This is a genomic window from Vibrio sp. 10N.222.46.A1 (assembly GCF_041473595.1).
In the GTDB taxonomy this organism is placed as follows: Bacteria; Pseudomonadota; Gammaproteobacteria; order Enterobacterales; family Vibrionaceae; genus Vibrio; species Vibrio tasmaniensis_A.
Window position 1 is genome coordinate 1 of the sequence record NZ_JBFRSN010000250.1, and the last position, 15,898, is coordinate 15,898.

General features: G+C 44.9%; 13 protein-coding genes and 1 pseudogene. 1 reads left to right on the forward strand and 13 read right to left on the reverse strand.

Translation table 11 applies throughout. The features are described from left to right. The 4 genes and pseudogenes from AB4496_RS08495 to rlmD all read right to left on the reverse strand — a co-directional run. A pseudogene (locus AB4496_RS08495) lies at positions 1–91 on the reverse strand (CTP synthase); the annotation flags it as partial. A gap of 132 nt (positions 92–223) precedes the next feature. Then, positions 224–1,039 carry a nucleoside triphosphate pyrophosphohydrolase gene (mazG, locus tag AB4496_RS08500; RefSeq protein ID WP_009847646.1) on the reverse strand — a complete coding sequence of 272 codons (816 nt, stop codon included), beginning with the start codon at positions 1,037–1,039 and terminating at the stop codon, positions 224–226. A 332-nt stretch (positions 1,040–1,371) separates the two neighbouring features. Further along, on the reverse strand, positions 1,372–3,597 hold the full coding sequence (relA, locus tag AB4496_RS08505; RefSeq protein ID WP_009847647.1) for a GTP diphosphokinase: 2,226 nt from the start codon (positions 3,595–3,597) through the stop codon (positions 1,372–1,374). 136 nt (positions 3,598–3,733) lie between these two features. Next, positions 3,734–5,053: a 23S rRNA (uracil(1939)-C(5))-methyltransferase RlmD gene (gene rlmD, locus AB4496_RS08510; RefSeq protein ID WP_009847648.1), complete on the reverse strand. Its 1,320-nt coding sequence runs from the start codon at positions 5,051–5,053 to the stop codon at positions 3,734–3,736. Positions 5,054–5,218: 165 nt separating this feature from the next. On the opposite strand from rlmD, the gene barA reads away from it, so the two are divergent. Then, positions 5,219–8,032, forward strand: coding sequence for a two-component sensor histidine kinase BarA (barA, locus tag AB4496_RS08515; RefSeq protein ID WP_102258176.1), 2,814 nt, complete (start codon positions 5,219–5,221; stop codon positions 8,030–8,032). A 288-nt stretch (positions 8,033–8,320) separates the two neighbouring features. On the opposite strand, the gene acpS is transcribed toward barA, so the two are convergent. The 9 genes from acpS to AB4496_RS08560 form a co-directional block, all read right to left on the reverse strand. Next, positions 8,321–8,701 carry a holo-ACP synthase gene (gene acpS / locus AB4496_RS08520; RefSeq protein WP_009847650.1) on the reverse strand — a complete coding sequence of 127 codons (381 nt, stop codon included), beginning with the start codon at positions 8,699–8,701 and terminating at the stop codon, positions 8,321–8,323. A gap of 93 nt (positions 8,702–8,794) precedes the next feature. Then, positions 8,795–9,532 carry a pyridoxine 5'-phosphate synthase gene (gene pdxJ, locus AB4496_RS08525; RefSeq protein WP_009847651.1) on the reverse strand — a complete coding sequence of 246 codons (738 nt, stop codon included), beginning with the start codon at positions 9,530–9,532 and terminating at the stop codon, positions 8,795–8,797. After that, positions 9,529–10,257: a DNA repair protein RecO gene (gene recO, locus AB4496_RS08530; protein WP_012604785.1), complete on the reverse strand. Its 729-nt coding sequence runs from the start codon at positions 10,255–10,257 to the stop codon at positions 9,529–9,531. Before recO ends, pdxJ begins: the two co-directional genes overlap by 4 nt. 102 nt (positions 10,258–10,359) lie before the next feature. After that, positions 10,360–11,331, reverse strand: coding sequence for a GTPase Era (gene era / locus AB4496_RS08535; RefSeq protein WP_004735384.1), 972 nt, complete (start codon positions 11,329–11,331; stop codon positions 10,360–10,362). Then, positions 11,324–12,001, reverse strand: coding sequence for a ribonuclease III (rnc, locus tag AB4496_RS08540; protein ID WP_004735383.1), 678 nt, complete (start codon positions 11,999–12,001; stop codon positions 11,324–11,326). The genes era and rnc overlap by 8 nt, the downstream gene beginning before the upstream one ends. Before the next feature lie 26 nt (positions 12,002–12,027). After that, entirely contained in the window at positions 12,028–12,924 is an 897-nt protein-coding gene (lepB, locus tag AB4496_RS08545; RefSeq protein ID WP_102258175.1) for a signal peptidase I, read from the reverse strand. Positions 12,925–13,169: 245 nt separating this feature from the next. Continuing rightward, on the reverse strand, positions 13,170–14,963 hold the full coding sequence (gene lepA / locus AB4496_RS08550) for a translation elongation factor 4 (protein ID WP_009847653.1): 1,794 nt from the start codon (positions 14,961–14,963) through the stop codon (positions 13,170–13,172). A 137-nt stretch (positions 14,964–15,100) separates the two neighbouring features. Beyond that, complete coding sequence (locus AB4496_RS08555; RefSeq protein ID WP_009847654.1) at positions 15,101–15,571, reverse strand: SoxR reducing system RseC family protein; 471 nt, start codon at positions 15,569–15,571, stop codon at positions 15,101–15,103. Then, the coding region (locus tag AB4496_RS08560; RefSeq protein ID WP_372130813.1) for a MucB/RseB C-terminal domain-containing protein at positions 15,568–15,898 on the reverse strand (331 nt) is incomplete at its 5' end. The genes AB4496_RS08555 and AB4496_RS08560, both read right to left, overlap by 4 nt.

Here is a 15,898-nt window from a genome sequence, read left to right on the forward strand (position 1 = left end):
CTTCTAAAATAGCCGCAAGAGATGCTGCTGCAATACCTTTACCTAGAGAGGATACAACCCCGCCAGTAACAAAAATGTAATTTGTCGTCATGTTTAACCTGAAATTGGTTGAATGAGGGAAATGGATTACTTCTGGACGGGATGAAAATATACCAGAAGCCCCTTATCGCCACAACGTGAAATCTATCACACTGCTATTTTTTATTTTTTGCTTCAAATCAATTCATGATAAAAGCTTTGATGATCTTTTCTCCGCCACTTTGACTTCATCCCATATGGAATCAAGCTGTTGTAGAGAAAAGTCGGTCAAAATTTTATCTTGCTGACGAACTTTTTGTTCCACACCTTTAAAGCGGCGTGAAAATTTCAGATTGGCTTTATTGAGAGCCGTTTCTGGATTTTTACCCAAATGTCGCACTAAATTGACGGTAGCAAACAACAAATCACCCAGTTCTTCTTCAACTAAATCTTCGTTTGGCGTTACTTGAAGCGCTTCTTCTAGCACCTCATCAACTTCCTCTAAAACCTTATCGGCGACTGGGCCAATAGAATCCCAATCAAAGCCAAATTTCGCGACTTGCTTTTGAATTTTTGTAGCACGCGAAAGTGCAGGTAGAGAGTTTGGTATTGAGTCTAGAATACTTTCTTGAGTTTTGCCTGCCTGTGCTTTTTCTTTGGCTTTTTCAGCTTCCCAGTTCGCATTAATTTCTTCATCGTTCGCAAATTCTGTATCAGAGAATACATGCGGATGGCGGCGCGTTAGCTTCTCATTGATACCGTCGACCACATCAGAGAACTCAAACAAGCCCTGCTCTTTTGCTAACTGACTGTAGAAAATCACCTGAAACAACAGGTCGCCCAACTCTTCTTGTAGATTCGGCCAATCTTTGTTGTGAATCGCGTCCACCACCTCATACGTCTCTTCGATAGTATGCGGCACAATTGTTTCAAAATTTTGTTTCAAATCCCAAGGACAGCCACCTTCAGGATCGCGCAGCTTAGTCATGATCTGTTCAAGTTGTTCAATCGGGTGATTCATCGTTTTATTCCTATTCACTGTCTTTGATTTTTAAATTTATACCGTCTTCTAAAACTAAAAAAGGTGAGTAGCCAAAACCACTCACCTTTCTACTTTTTCGGTCATCCTCAAGAGCGAAGAATGAGCGAGTTGGGGATCTCAAATCGCTTGGCGAGATTCCCTATCCACGTTCGTCCCTCACTGTAGGGAATGACGACTATCTTTGTTTTACTAAGTAATTGGCTCTTCTAACAAGGCAACAAACTTACGAGACTTCTGAGCATAGCTTGCCTATGTGATGAAGCGAGTATAGTGCAGTTAACACAGTTAGAAGGCCAAGTACGACGTAAAAACTAGCCTAGGCGTTTTACGCTCATAACATCTTTGATCTGTTCTACTCGGCTTGTCACTCGACTCAGAATTTCAATGTTGGTCACTTCCAGATCGAAATCCATCACCGACAGCTGACGTTTATAGTCAATACGGCTCTTCATTGTCGTCACACTGACTTTTTCGTTCAAGAACAGGGATGTAATGTCTTTCAACAAGCCGGTACGTTCTAGCGCCTCTACACGCAGTGTTAAGATATACGAGCCTACAAAACCATCTCCCCACACCGTATCGATGATACGTTCAGGGGCATGTAGGTTAAGTTCACTTAACTGCTCACAATCGCTGCGGTGTACTGAGATACCACGCCCTTGAGTAATGTAACCTTTGATCACATCACCTGGGATTGGCTGACAACAACGAGCCAAGTGGGTCATTAGGTTATCAACACCTTCAACAACGACAGCATCCTTTTTCGGACGGCTCTGATGTGCTGGCTTATTGTCAGACTCAAGCAACTTCTCGAGTGCTTTCTTATCTTCTTCTTCAGCCGTCGGCTTATTGACCAGAGCATTGATGTGATTAACCACTTGGTTAATACGCAAATCACCGCTACCAATACCTGCATACAATTCATCAGGTGTATTGACGTTGAATCGTTTCAGCGCATATTGCTCAGCATCTTTCAGTGTTGCGCCGACTCTGCCTAGCTCGACTTCTAGGATGTCTCGTCCAGCTTCGAGATTTTTCTCACGACTCTGAGCGCGGAACCAAGCGTTAATTTTTGCTCTAGCTCGACTTGAATGAACAAAACCTGTGGTCGGATTTAACCAATCACGTGATGGATTCGGTTCTTTTTGAGTAATGATCTCAACTTGATCGCCCATCGCCAACTTATGAGTAAACGGAACGATTCGACCTGCGACTTTGGCACCGATACAACGGTGTCCAACCATCGAGTGAATGTGGTAAGCAAAATCCAACGGCGTTGCACCCATTGGTAAATCGACCACATCACCGCGTGGTGTAAAGGCATAGACTCGGTCATCAAAGACTTGGCTACGTACTTCATCCAGCATTTCGCCAGAATCCGACATCTCTTCTTGCCAGTCGATAAGCTTACGCAACCACGTGATTTTCTCATCGTAGCCACTGCGTACACCGCTAGAAGCACCTTCTTTGTACTTCCAGTGCGCAGCCACACCTAACTCAGAGTCTTCGTGCATTTGCTTGGTACGGATCTGAATTTCGATGGTCTTGCCTTCAGGGCCAAGAACTACGGTATGAATCGATTGGTAACCATTGGGCTTAGGATTCGCCACATAGTCATCAAATTCACTAGGAAGATGTTTATATTTGGTGTGAACCACACCTAGACCGGCATAACAGTCTTGCAGTTGGTCGGCAATAATACGTACCGCACGCACGTCAAAAAGCTCATCAAACTCTAAGCCCTTTTTCTGCATTTTACGCCAGATGCTGTAGATGTGTTTGGGACGACCGCTGACTTCAGCATTGATGCTTGAACGGTTCATTTCTGATGTTAGGTCATCAACAAAGTCAGTGATGTATTGTTCGCGCACGATACGACGCTCTGACAGCTGTTTGGCAATCTGCTTGTAGGTATCTGGTTGTTGATAGCGGAAAGCGTAATCTTCAATTTCCCACTTTAGCTGACCAATGCCCAAACGGTTTGCAAGAGGCGCATAGATGTTAGCACACTCTTTTGCTGCCGCACGGCGAACAGCATCAGGGGCCTTTTTCACCTCGATGAGGTTGCAAATTCGTTCTGCTAGCTTGATGACGACGCAGCGGAAATCATCGACCATGGCCAGTAACATTCGACGAACGTTATCTACTTGTCCCGAGGCAGCACTGCCTTCAAGGGTAACGTTGAGCTGGCCCAAAGCTGCCATTTCTTCAACGCCATCAATTAACTTTACGGTTTCTTTACCGTAGCTTTCTTCAAACGCTTCACGTCCAAAAACGCCGCTTGAAACAACGGGGAAAAGTTGCGCTGCAATTAAAGTGGCACGGTCCATCGACAACGTAACCAAGATTTCGATCATCTCACGTCCACGCCAAAGCAGGAGCGACGCTTGCTCGTGATCTTTTAATAGCTCTTCACAGTGACGATAAACTTTGGTCAGTTTATTCGAGGTTTTTACGTCTTGATTCAGTGACGCAATCCAACTTTCTAGCTCAAACTGTTCGCTTGGGTTTAAATGTGCGCTTCGTACCGCAACCATCATGCCTTCCTAGTTATTATGTTTTATACCCAATTCAATATGACTAACTGATTCCAAGTTAGTTCGACTCATATTGATATCAGCGCAGGCTTCCCTGCACCTTTGTGATTCATTTTTAAGCCTTATTTAAGGGCTTCTAAGCCTTGATAAAGAGAGCCATCGATTCTAGATGACTGGTATGGGGAAACATATCCAACATACCAAGTTTGGCTAATTGATAGCCTTGTTTTTCTAAACTCTCAGAATCTCTCGCTAGAGTAGCAGGATTACACGAAACATAAACCACACGCTTCGCTCCTAACGCTGAAATTTGATCAACGATCCCACTCGCTCCAGCACGTGCAGGGTCAAGTAATACTTTATCGAATTTCTCTTTTGCCCAAAGCTGTGAAGATAAATCTTCTTCGAGGTTCGCTTGGTAAAACTCCGTATTGCTTAACTGGTTTAACGCCGCATTAGCCGTTGCCTGTTGAACCATTTCATCAACGCCTTCCACACCAACGACAAACGCCGATTGTTGTGCGATAGGCAGACTGAAGTTGCCTAAACCACAAAACAGGTCAAGCACACGCTCATCCGCTTGAGGCTCTAACCACTCAATCGCTTGAGCAACCATCTGTTGGTTCACTTTCTGGTTAACTTGTATAAAGTGGTTTGGCTCAAAAGGTAAGGTTACACCGGTTTCACTATAGCTTGGCGAATCACCCACCAAACGAACCAACTTATCGGTTTCTGGCATCGAGTACAGCGTTGCACCTTCTTCTTTCGCGAGCGTCATCAACGCTTGCTCATCTTTTTCAACCAAAGGTTTAAGGTGACGCAGCACCATAACAGGGCCAGTATCACCCAACACCAATTCAACATGTCCTAAAGACGTAAGGCTACTGAAAGTGTTCAGTAAACTTTTCAGTTTTGGCAGCAATACATTAAGGCGAGGGTCAAGCACCGCGCAGTCGGTGATGTTTTCAATCTGTTTACTTTGTTTCTTACGGAAACCAAACTGAAGCTGCTGTGTCTTCTTATCAACAAATAGACTGATACGCGCGCGACGACGATAACCGGTGTCATCACCGACAATCGGCTGGGCGACTTCGGTGTTAGCCGTTTGGTATTTGCTCATCAGGTGCGTCAAAGATTGTGATTTATGCTCAACCTGAGATGAGTAACCGAGATGTTGAAGATGACAGCCACCACACTGATTAAAGTGCTTACAGAATGGCTTTAAACGCAGCTCACTCGGTTGAAGTAATTTGATGAGTTTTGCTCGAGAAAACTTACTTTTGCTCTCAGTAAGTTGAATAACCACCTTCTCACCGGGCAATGCGCCATCAATGAAAACGGGTTTGTTCTTCTGATAAGCGATGCCAGCGCCATTGTGATCCATTCGTTCAACCAAAACCGATTGATGCTTGGTCTCGAGTTGAGTTTTCTTTTTTGGTTGGAAAAAACGTGCCATTGCTTGTGCCTAATGTATCTTTTAATAAGTAATTGGTATCCAGGACTCACTATTCTGTCTTGGAATCATTGTCGAACGTCACGGCTTTGATTAAGCTTACCGTTCACTTAACCGCCATTGTGTGCGTTATTTTCCCATATCCAGACCTCGATGTAATTAAAGAACATGACCAGATATGGCTTAAGAGCCCGTGTAATTACCTTAACTCTAGCTCCAACCCTGATTATTGGGCTGCTATTGAGTGCATTTTTCTCATTTAACCGCTATCAAGACCTTGAGGGTCAAGTGGTTAACACTGGTACTAGCATCATTGAACCACTAGCGATTGCGAGTGAGTCTGGCATGAAGCTCGAAAGTCGAGAGTCTGTTCGTCAGCTGATTAGCTATGCTCATCGAAAAAATTCTAAGCTGGTGCGCAGTATTGCGGTGTTTGATGAACGTCATGAGTTGTTTGTAACGTCAAACTTCCATCCTGATTTTGAAAGCCTGACCTATCCGAAAGATAAACCGATTCCGCATTTAAGCTCATCGAACCTGCTCGATAACACGCTGATTCTTAGGACACCTATCATCGCTGAGGGACAATACATCAACTCAGCTAATGGCCAGTCTCAAGCGAACCAAGCGATCGGTTATATTGCGATAGAGTTAGACTTGTCGTCACTTCGATTGCAGCAATATCAAGAAGTGTTCTCTGCCTTCTTGGTGCTGATCCTCGGTCTTGGACTTTCTGGGGTATTTGCCTTCCGCTTGATGCACGATGTAACCCAACCGATCACACACATGAAAAACATGGTCGACCGAATTCGTCGTGGCCACCTCGATGTGCGTATCGAAGGCAAAATGCATGGTGAGCTTGATTCACTGAAAAACGGTATCAACGCGATGGCGGTCTCGCTATCAGAATATCACGTCGAGATGCAGCACAGCATCGACCAAGCAACATCTGATCTGCGTGAAACCCTAGAGCAATTAGAGATTCAAAACGTTGAGTTAGACATTGCGAAAAAACGAGCTCAAGAAGCCGCTCGTGTTAAATCCGAGTTCTTGGCGAATATGTCTCATGAACTTAGAACACCACTCAATGGTGTAATTGGCTTTACTCGTCAGATGCTCAAGACACACCTATCGAACAGCCAAACCGATTACCTGCAGACCATTGAGCGTTCGGCCAACAACCTACTCAGCATCATCAACGATATCTTGGACTTCTCGAAACTTGAAGCCGGCAAACTCGCTCTAGAAAATATTCCATTTGAGTTCCAAGCGAGCCTAGAAGAGGTGGTTAACCTTCAAGCCACTAATGCTCATGAAAAAGGTCTTGAGCTTACGCTTAAGATCGACCCAAAAGTACCACCAGGCGTTGTTGGTGATCCACTGCGTATCCAACAGATCCTGACTAACCTCGTGGGTAACTCGATCAAGTTTACCGAGCGTGGCAACATTGACATCAGCGTTGAACTTCGTTCACAAAGCGAAGACAGCATTGAGCTGCAGTTTATGGTTCGAGATACGGGCATTGGTATCTCAGAGCGCCAACAAGCACAACTTTTCCAAGCCTTCAGCCAAGCCGATGCGAGCATCTCTCGTCGTTATGGTGGTACAGGCTTAGGTCTGGTAATCACCCAAAAACTGGTCAGCCAAATGGGCGGAGAGATCAGCCTAACCAGTCGTCTTCACCAAGGCTCCACCTTCTGGTTCACCCTGAGACTATCGACTACCGATATGCCGATGACAGAACTAATAGAGACTCAGTGCCTGCAAGACAAGCAACTGCTGCTTATCGAACCAAACATGCAAGCGGCATCAATTACTCAGCAGATCCTAACCCAAGAAGGCTTAGTGGTAACGTACCGTTCGGTTATGCCTGACGAATCTACCTCGTATGACTACGTTCTACTTAACTTAGCCGCGAACCAAGAGTATCAATTTGATACCGTAAGTGGTTGGGCGATTGGCGCGAAGAAGATCGCTCAGAACGTGATTATTGGTACACCAAGTACCGAGCTAGCGTTGGGTGAGCAATTGATGAAAGAGGTCGATGTTCAGTGCATTACTAAGCCTCTCTCTCGCAAGAAGTTGCTGCAAACTTTGGTATCAAATCAAGCGCCAACCTTAATTGCACCCGCTATTGAAACACATTCAGAAGAGAAACTACCGCTTACGGTATTGGCGGTCGACGACAACCCTGCCAACCTTAAACTGATTACTGCGCTGCTAAAAGAGCGCGTAGAGACAGTGATCAGTTGTACTAGTGGTCAGAAAGCTCTCGACAAAGCGACAGAGACTCCATTTGATGTCATTTTCATGGATATTCAAATGCCGCAGATGGACGGCGTGACCGCTTGCCAAAAAATTAAGGCGTTGGCGAACAATGCAAACACGCCTGTGATTGCTGTTACTGCGCATGCAATGATGGGAGAGCGTGACCGACTACTTGAAGCAGGTATGGATGACTACCTAACCAAGCCTATCGAAGAGCATGTGTTACAACAGGTTCTTATTCATTGGAGCCCTACCTCTGAGATTGAGCACATTGATAAAATAGACCCAGATCACCCGGCGGTCTCTGCTGAAATCGACCACAGCTCTGTTTCAGAAGTTGAAGCCAGCGAGCACAAGAACATCATCATTGATTGGCAAGCTGCTTTGAAACAAGCCGCCAATAAAGAAGACCTCGCACGCGATATGCTGCAAATGCTCGTAGATTTTATTCCTGAAGTTTATGAGGCTGCAGACAAGGCGATAGAAGACAGTGACTACCCCGTTGAAGCGCTGACACACATCATCCACAAGATGCATGGCAGCAGCTCATACAGTGGGGTACCAAGGCTTAAGTCGGTATGTGCAACGATAGAGAAAGAACTTCGTTCAGGCACTTCTGTTGAAGACATTGAACCGGAGCTTTTTGAACTTCAGGATGAATTAGATAAGGTTCAAGCAACCGCGATTCATTATTTGAAACCAGCCAAGACCTAGCGAATATTTCTTACTCACAAATATTCATTAAACGGTTTACCAGCCAATAAAAAAGCAGAGCTCATGAGCTCTGCTTTTTTCTGTCTAGAACCTAGAGCACCAGATATAATACCAATCACAGTAAGTAAGTGATCAAAAATAGCGTAGGAAAAAAGCTTGAGAACAAGGCAGGATTTTTCGATAAGTAGTTATTCTACAATCAAAAATTCTAACGAAGTTATCGAGTTTTTTAACAAGCTAGGGTGAACAGTTATTTACTACGATTGGTATAAAGTAGCGGTAATCTATTTACGACTCGAGTAGTACCGTCGCCACCGCATAATGGCGCTCATCAGAGATAGTCAGGTGAATTGACTTTGTACCACTCGCATCTGCGATTTCACGCGCTTTTTTATGCAGGCTTAGAACTGGCTTGCCATGCTCATCGTTTGAAATCTCGAAGTCGTGGAAGGTCACACCAAGAGCGATGCCTGTGCCTAATGCCTTAGACGCCGCCTCTTTTGCAGCAAAACGCTTTGCAAGATAACGCCCTTTTTGCTTAAGTTGCTGGAATACTTCAAATTCAGAATCGGTCAAAATACGCTGAGCGAAAGCCTCACCACTTCGTGATAATGCCTTTTCAACACGTTCAATTTCTGCGATATCTGTACCTAATCCAACAACAGCCATGTTTACCCTACTACCAACTTCTATCTATTAACTTTTCGATTCTACTGATTAACCGCTTAACGCTTACAACTAAACGAATGCCGAGTTAAAGAACTAAGCGTTGTTGCGCGCTGTTTCCATCACGGCTTTCATATCTGCAACGGCTTTATTCAAACCATCAAAGACTGCGCGGCCCATGATCGAGTGACCGATGTTCAACTCGTAAATCTCAGGAAGTGCCGCAATCGGCGCTACGTTATGGTAAGTCAGACCATGACCCGCATTCACTGTAATACCAAGGTCGTCTGCGTAGCTTGCACCTGCAGCAATCTTTTTAAGCTCGTCTTGTTGGTCTTCTTCAGTTTTAGCATCAGCATAGTGGCCAGTGTGCAGTTCAATGAACGGTGCGCCACACGCTTTCGCAGCATCGATTTGCTCACGATCGGCATCGATAAACAGAGATACTTTGATACCCGCAGCCGACAATTTTTCGGTCGCCGCTTTGATCTTTTCAAGTTGACCAACCACGTCCAAGCCGCCTTCCGTCGTCAGCTCTTCACGCTTTTCTGGAACCAGACAAACGAACTCAGGATTAGTATCAAGTGCAATTTGAACCATCTCGTCCGTTACGGCCATCTCTAAGTTCATGCGAGTCTGGATTGTCTCAGCAAGAATACGTACATCGCGATCAACAATATGACGGCGATCTTCACGCAAGTGAATCGTAATGCCGTCAGCACCCGCACGTTCAGCAATTTCAGCTGCGTGTACTGGGTCTGGATATTTAGTACCACGTGCATTACGTAGAGTTGCAATATGGTCGATATTAACGCCTAAAAGGATTGAGCTCATTTTCCAATACTCCGTGCTCTAGAGAGGGCTATTGTTGGCATAAATAGCTCTCTACTTTTTAATGGTTTGCCGCCAAGATACGGCTTTAAGGCTATGCGTGTAAAGCGTTTTGCCGCTTTTAACTGCTCTTTAGTGATAAACCTACGCTCACTGATTGCGATAAGTTCATCGCCCATAAAAGTCAGGTTATCTCGACGCACCGAAGCGATGAAGCCTTTCTGCTCTCGATAGCGATAAGTCATGCTCGGATCAATCGCTTCGCCAGTGCCCGCGCAGTGTAAAAAGTCGACGCCATACCCCATAGCGGAAAGTAGAGCCAATTCAAAACGACGCAGTGCTGGCTCAGGGTTCTCATTATGAGCGAGTTCTGTTAAGGCATGAAGATAGTCATGAAAAAATGCGGGCATGGCCACTTCGGCCATCAACACTCGCCCAACTAATTCATTAACGTACATTGCTGAATACAGATTAATGCCGGCAAGAGGAAGCCCCAAGCTGATCGGTTCAGCTTGGCGCAACGTTTTCATTGAACCATTGCCAGACCACTTAAGCAGTAGCGGCGTAAAAGGTTGCAATGCACCTTTCAAATTAGAACGCTTACTCCGCGCACCTTTAGACATCAACGTCACCCGACCGTACTCTTCGCTGAAGACGTCCAGAATCAGGCTCGACTCACTGTATGGTCGACGGTGCAACACAAAGCATCGCTGTAACCCTTCGCTCAATCACTTACCCTTCTTACAGATACAAAAAGAGAGAGTTCGCACTCTCTCTTGTATTTATATTCAATTCAACTTTCTTAATATCAGAAAGTGACGTTCAATATATTATAGATCGTCGATGTAGCCTAACGAGCGAAGTGCACGCTCATCGTCAGCCCAACCAGACTTAACTTTAACCCAAGTCTCTAGGTAAACCTTACGACCGAACAGTTCTTCCATGTCGATACGAGCTTCACGACCAATCGTTTTGATCTTCTCGCCCGCTTTACCAATCACCATCTTCTTCTGACCAGTACGTTCAACAAGAATCAAAGCATTGATGTGGAAACCATCGTTATCTGGGTTGTAATCAAAACGCTCGATTTCAACCGTTACTGAGTAAGGTAGCTCTTCGCCTGTGAATCGCATCAGTTTTTCACGGATGATTTCAGAGGCCATAAAGCGCTGTGAGCGATCCGTTACGTACTCTTCTGGGAAGTGGTGCGTCGCTTTTGGTAAAGAGTTACGAACGTGCTTACGCAGTACATCGATATTCTTACCTTGCTTCGCCGAGATTGGCACAACATCAAGGAAGTCCATCTTCTTAGACACTTCCATCATGTGTTGCATCACGTCTGTACGGTCTTGAACGTTGTCTACTTTGTTAATGCAAAGGACAACTGGGAAATCTGTTTTTCTCAGCTTGTTCAGTACCATCTCATCGTCGTCAGTCCAGTGAGTACCGTCAACAAGGAAAAATACTAGGTTCACATCGCTCAGTGAGCTATTCGCCGCACGGTTCATCAAACGGTTGATTGCACGCTTTTCTTCGATGTGAAGTCCAGGAGTATCAACGTAGATCGCTTGGTAATCACCTTCAGTTTCTACACCCATAATACGGTGGCGTGTTGTCTGAGGTTTACGTGATGTAATCGAGATTTTCTGACCCAAAATATGGTTCAGAAGCGTCGATTTACCTACGTTTGGTCGACCCACAATAGCGATAAAGCCACAGTGTTGGTTTTCCGGTAGGCCCGTTTTTTTGCTATCAGATGAAAAGAATGCATCGATATCGAAATCTTGATTGTTATCAGACATTGCTTAGTTGCTCTAATGCTGTTTCAGCAGCCGCTTGTTCTGCCTTGCGGCGGCTAGTGCCTTTACCGATAACAGGTTTATCCACACCTGCCACTTCACACTCAACCGTAAACTCTTGGTTGTGTGCTTCACCTTTAATATTAGTCACTGTGTAGACAGGTAGGGGATTTCTTCGACCTTGTAAAAACTCTTGTAAGCGAGTTTTTGGATCTTTTTGAGATACACCAGGCTGAATAGACTCTAGGCGAGATTGGTACCAGCTTAAAATAATACGGCGAACAACCTCGGTATCACTATCTAAATAGACAGCGCCGATGATCGCTTCAACCGCATCCGCTAGAATAGAATCACGACGGAAACCGCCACTCTTCAACTCACCTGGACCTAATTTTAAGTAATCTCCTAGTTCGAATTCACGACCTAGTTCTGCCAATGTATGACCACGTACTAATGTTGCGCGCATGCGGCTCATATCACCTTCGTTTACCTTAGGGAAACGGTGGTAAAGATCATCAGCGATAACAAAACTTAAAATTGAATCGCCCAGAAACTCAAGACGTTCGTTGTGTTTACCTGCGGCACTGCGGTGAGTCAGCGCCAAATGGATAAGATCGGCATCATTAAACTGATAGCCAATCTTTCTCTCTAGTTTATCAATTGGAGAATTCATGCTCTCTCGATGTGTTATGTGATCGATTAGTGAATCCCACCGATGCGATTAAAACGCACACCAGTAGGAATCCATGTTGGAAGTACACTGTCTGAACCGCGTTCGAATTCGAAGCTGATCCAAATAGCAACGGCCTTACCAACAAGGTTTGCTTCAGGGACAAAGCCCCAGTAACGGCTGTCAGCACTGTTGTCACGGTTATCACCCATAACAAAGTATTGGCCTTCTGGAACGATCCACTCGTTAACACCATTGCGAGGTTGATATGCTTGCACACGATCACGGCGTAATGGGTTAACTAAGATTTGGTGCTCCACGTCACCCAGTTGTTCATTCAACTGAATTAGAGGCACACCATCTTGAATAAATTGGCTTTCTTCAACGTTACTCAACTTCACTGGTTTACAGCTACTGCCACCCTTCGCTTGAATACAGATTTCTTTATTGCTGCTGTAGCGAATGGTATCACCCGGCATACCAATAACACGCTTGATGTAGTCGATATTCGGCTGAGGTGGGTATTTGAATACGATTGAATCACCACGTTCTGGTTTGCCTGTTTCTACCAATTGAGTGCGCCATACAGGATCTTTTAGACCATAAGCGTACTTTTCTACCAAGATGAAATCACCAACCAATAGTGTTGGCATCATCGAGCCAGATGGAATTTGAAACGGTTCATAAATAAATGAACGCAAAACCAAAACAAATGCAATTACAGGGAAAATGGACACACTGTTCTCAACCCACCAAGGCTGAGCCGTATCTTTTGCGCTGGTTGCATCGTCTAGGCCATTCGACTGTGCTTCAACGTCAGCCAGTTTTTGTTGGCGCTTCTTCGCCCACACAAACTTTTCCAACGCCCATACAATGCCAGTCACTAGAGTTACGATCACTAAGATAAGCGAAAATGTATTAGCCATTGATATCCCTTAAATTTCATTTCTTTAAAAATAACGAAAGTGAAAGAGCATAACTCTTTCACTCTGCTTAATATTTCTAATTTGTATCAATCATGCTGACTAAATGCTGGGAAGATTACGCAGGAAAAATCGTTTAGTTCGAGGCGCAAAGTGCAGTGACTAGCGGGCCTAATTGCAATCTTTGCAACAAAGAAATAAACGATTTTAACCAGTAATGTTCAGCAGATAGTTAGTGCGATTGATACCTAGTCTTTGCCAACATGAAGGATTGCTAAGAATGCCTCTTGAGGCAGTTCAACGTTACCGATCTGCTTCATACGCTTCTTACCTTCTTTTTGTTTCTTAAGAAGTTTCTTCTTACGACTGATATCACCACCGTAACATTTTGCGATTACGTTCTTACGCAGTTGTTTCACTGTAGAACGAGCAATAATGTGGTTACCAATCGCGGCTTGAATCGCGATATCAAACATCTGGCGAGGGATGAATTCTTTCATCTTCTCAACCAGTAGACGACCACGAGACTGGGCAATATCTTTGTGTGTAATGATCGCCAGTGCATCAACCGTTTCACCATTCAACAATACATCTACACGTACCATGTTTGATGCTTCGTAACGTTGGAAGTTGTAATCCAATGATGCGTACCCGCGAGACGTTGACTTCAGACGGTCGAAGAAGTCTAGAACCACCTCAGCCATTGGAAGATCGTACGTCACAGCAACTTGGTTACCGTGATAAACCATGTCGACTTGCACGCCACGCTTCTCAACACACAGTGTGATCACGTTGCCTAGGTAATCCGAAGGTACCAGAATATTACAGCGAGCAATCGGTTCACGAATTTCTTCTAAGTCATTAATAGCAGGCAGTTTAGCCGGGCTATCAACATAGAGAATTGTGCCATCCGTTTTTACAACTTCGTACACTACGGTTGGTGCCGTTGTGATTAGGTCTAGGTCGTATTCACGCTCTAAACGCTCTTGGATGATCTCCATGTGAAGCATTCCTAAGAAACCACAACGGAAACCAAAGCCAAGTGCTGCTGAACTTTCTGGTTCGTAAAATAGTGATGCATCGTTCAGGCTTAGTTTGCCTAGTGCGTCACGGAAGTTTTCGTAGTCATCAGACGATACTGGGAATAGACCTGCGTATACCTGAGGCTTCACTTTTTGGAAACCAGGTAGACGTTCTGTGCTGCCGCCTTTTGCAAGCGTCAACGTATCACCAACAGGTGCGCCAAGGATGTCTTTAATACCACAAACAACCCAGCCAACTTCGCCAGTATTTAGCTCAGTTGTGTCGATTTGCTTAGGTGTGAAGATACCTAGACGGTCAACACCCCAAACTTGGTCTGTCGACATTACTTTAATCTTGTCGTTCTTCTTCAGCTTACCGTTCTTGATACGAACCAAAGAAACAACGCCTAAGTAGTTATCGAACCAAGAGTCAATGATCAGAGCTTGTAGTGGCGCTTCTGGATCACCTTCCGGTGGCGGGATAGCCGTTACGATGTTTTCAAGAACGTCATCAACACCGATACCGGTTTTTGCAGAACAACGCGTCGCTTCCATCGCATCGATACCAACGATCTCTTCGATTTCTTCAGCAACTCGTTCAGGTTCAGCAGCAGGTAAGTCAATCTTGTTCAAGATTGGCACTACTTCCAGTTCCATTTCGATCGCGGTGTAACAGTTTGCTAGAGTTTGAGCTTCAACACCTTGGCCGGCATCCACTACAAGAAGCGCGCCTTCACAAGCGGCTAGAGAGCGAGATACTTCATAAGAGAAGTCTACGTGTCCAGGGGTATCGATAAAGTTAAGTTGGTAAGTTTCACCATCTTTAGCTTTGTAATCTAAAGTCACACTCTGCGCTTTAATTGTAATACCACGCTCGCGTTCTATATCCATAGAATCGAGGACTTGAGCTGCCATCTCACGTTCACTTAACCCTCCACAAACTTGGATTAAGCGGTCAGAAAGGGTCGACTTACCGTGGTCGATGTGGGCGATAATCGAAAAATTACGAATGTGCTTCATAGGCTTGGTGTGACTAAACTCTTTGAATAGGGATAATAAGAAAGCCGCAACGCGTCCAATCTACAGTCAGCATTGGTGGCGGCATTTCAATCAAGTTGGCAGATTCTACCCAATTTAAGGGCAATAAGCATCATAAATTAGATGAGAGACTTGCCTAGGATTCTAATCAAGACAACTTCTTGCTTGGATTTGTCTTCCATTGGTTTAGCTAAGCGCTTCGCCAAACCAATACCACCAGCAGTAAACAGCGCTGCAGTTAAGATAACAATGCCCTCGCCCCCTTGGAGTAAGGGTTGTAACAAGAGTTGTCCAAAACCAGCACCAACCATCAACATGAAAAGCGGGATAAGATAAACAATAGCCGCAGACTGAAGTAGGCTTTTTTCTGGAAAGCCAATTTCTACGATCTGGCCTGCTTTAACTAAGCTTTGGGTTTTAAGCTGCCAAAACAAGGATTTATTGCCAACAGCCTTGGTCACAATACCCGTTCCGCAGCTTTTTTGAGATGAGCAGCTGCTGCAACTGGTTTGTTGTTCGCAACTCAGCTGAACAAAATATTGCTTACCTTTTTGTTCGACTGAGCTAACGGTCGCCAACGCAGTCATCATTGCGCTGGTGCCGGTTTATTGAACGTGACGGATTGAGCGATACGCTTGGCCGTTGCTGGCGGAATATCACCAACCACAGAGATTTCTTTGTCGCCAATCACTAAGCTGTGCAAGGTTCTTCGCCCTTGGCGTACCAGCTGTCCTTTCAATGAATGTTCGTCTTTATCGGCGATATAAACCGAAAAGCTAAATAATCCATCACTGAAAAGCTGGCTTTCAACCATTTTTTCGGTCGCAGCCATTTGGTAACGGCTGAGTTCTTTCGATTTAAATCCTTCTGGCACCCACGAGGCTTGCCAGTCGGTCTCGCTCACCAAGCCTTCTGGG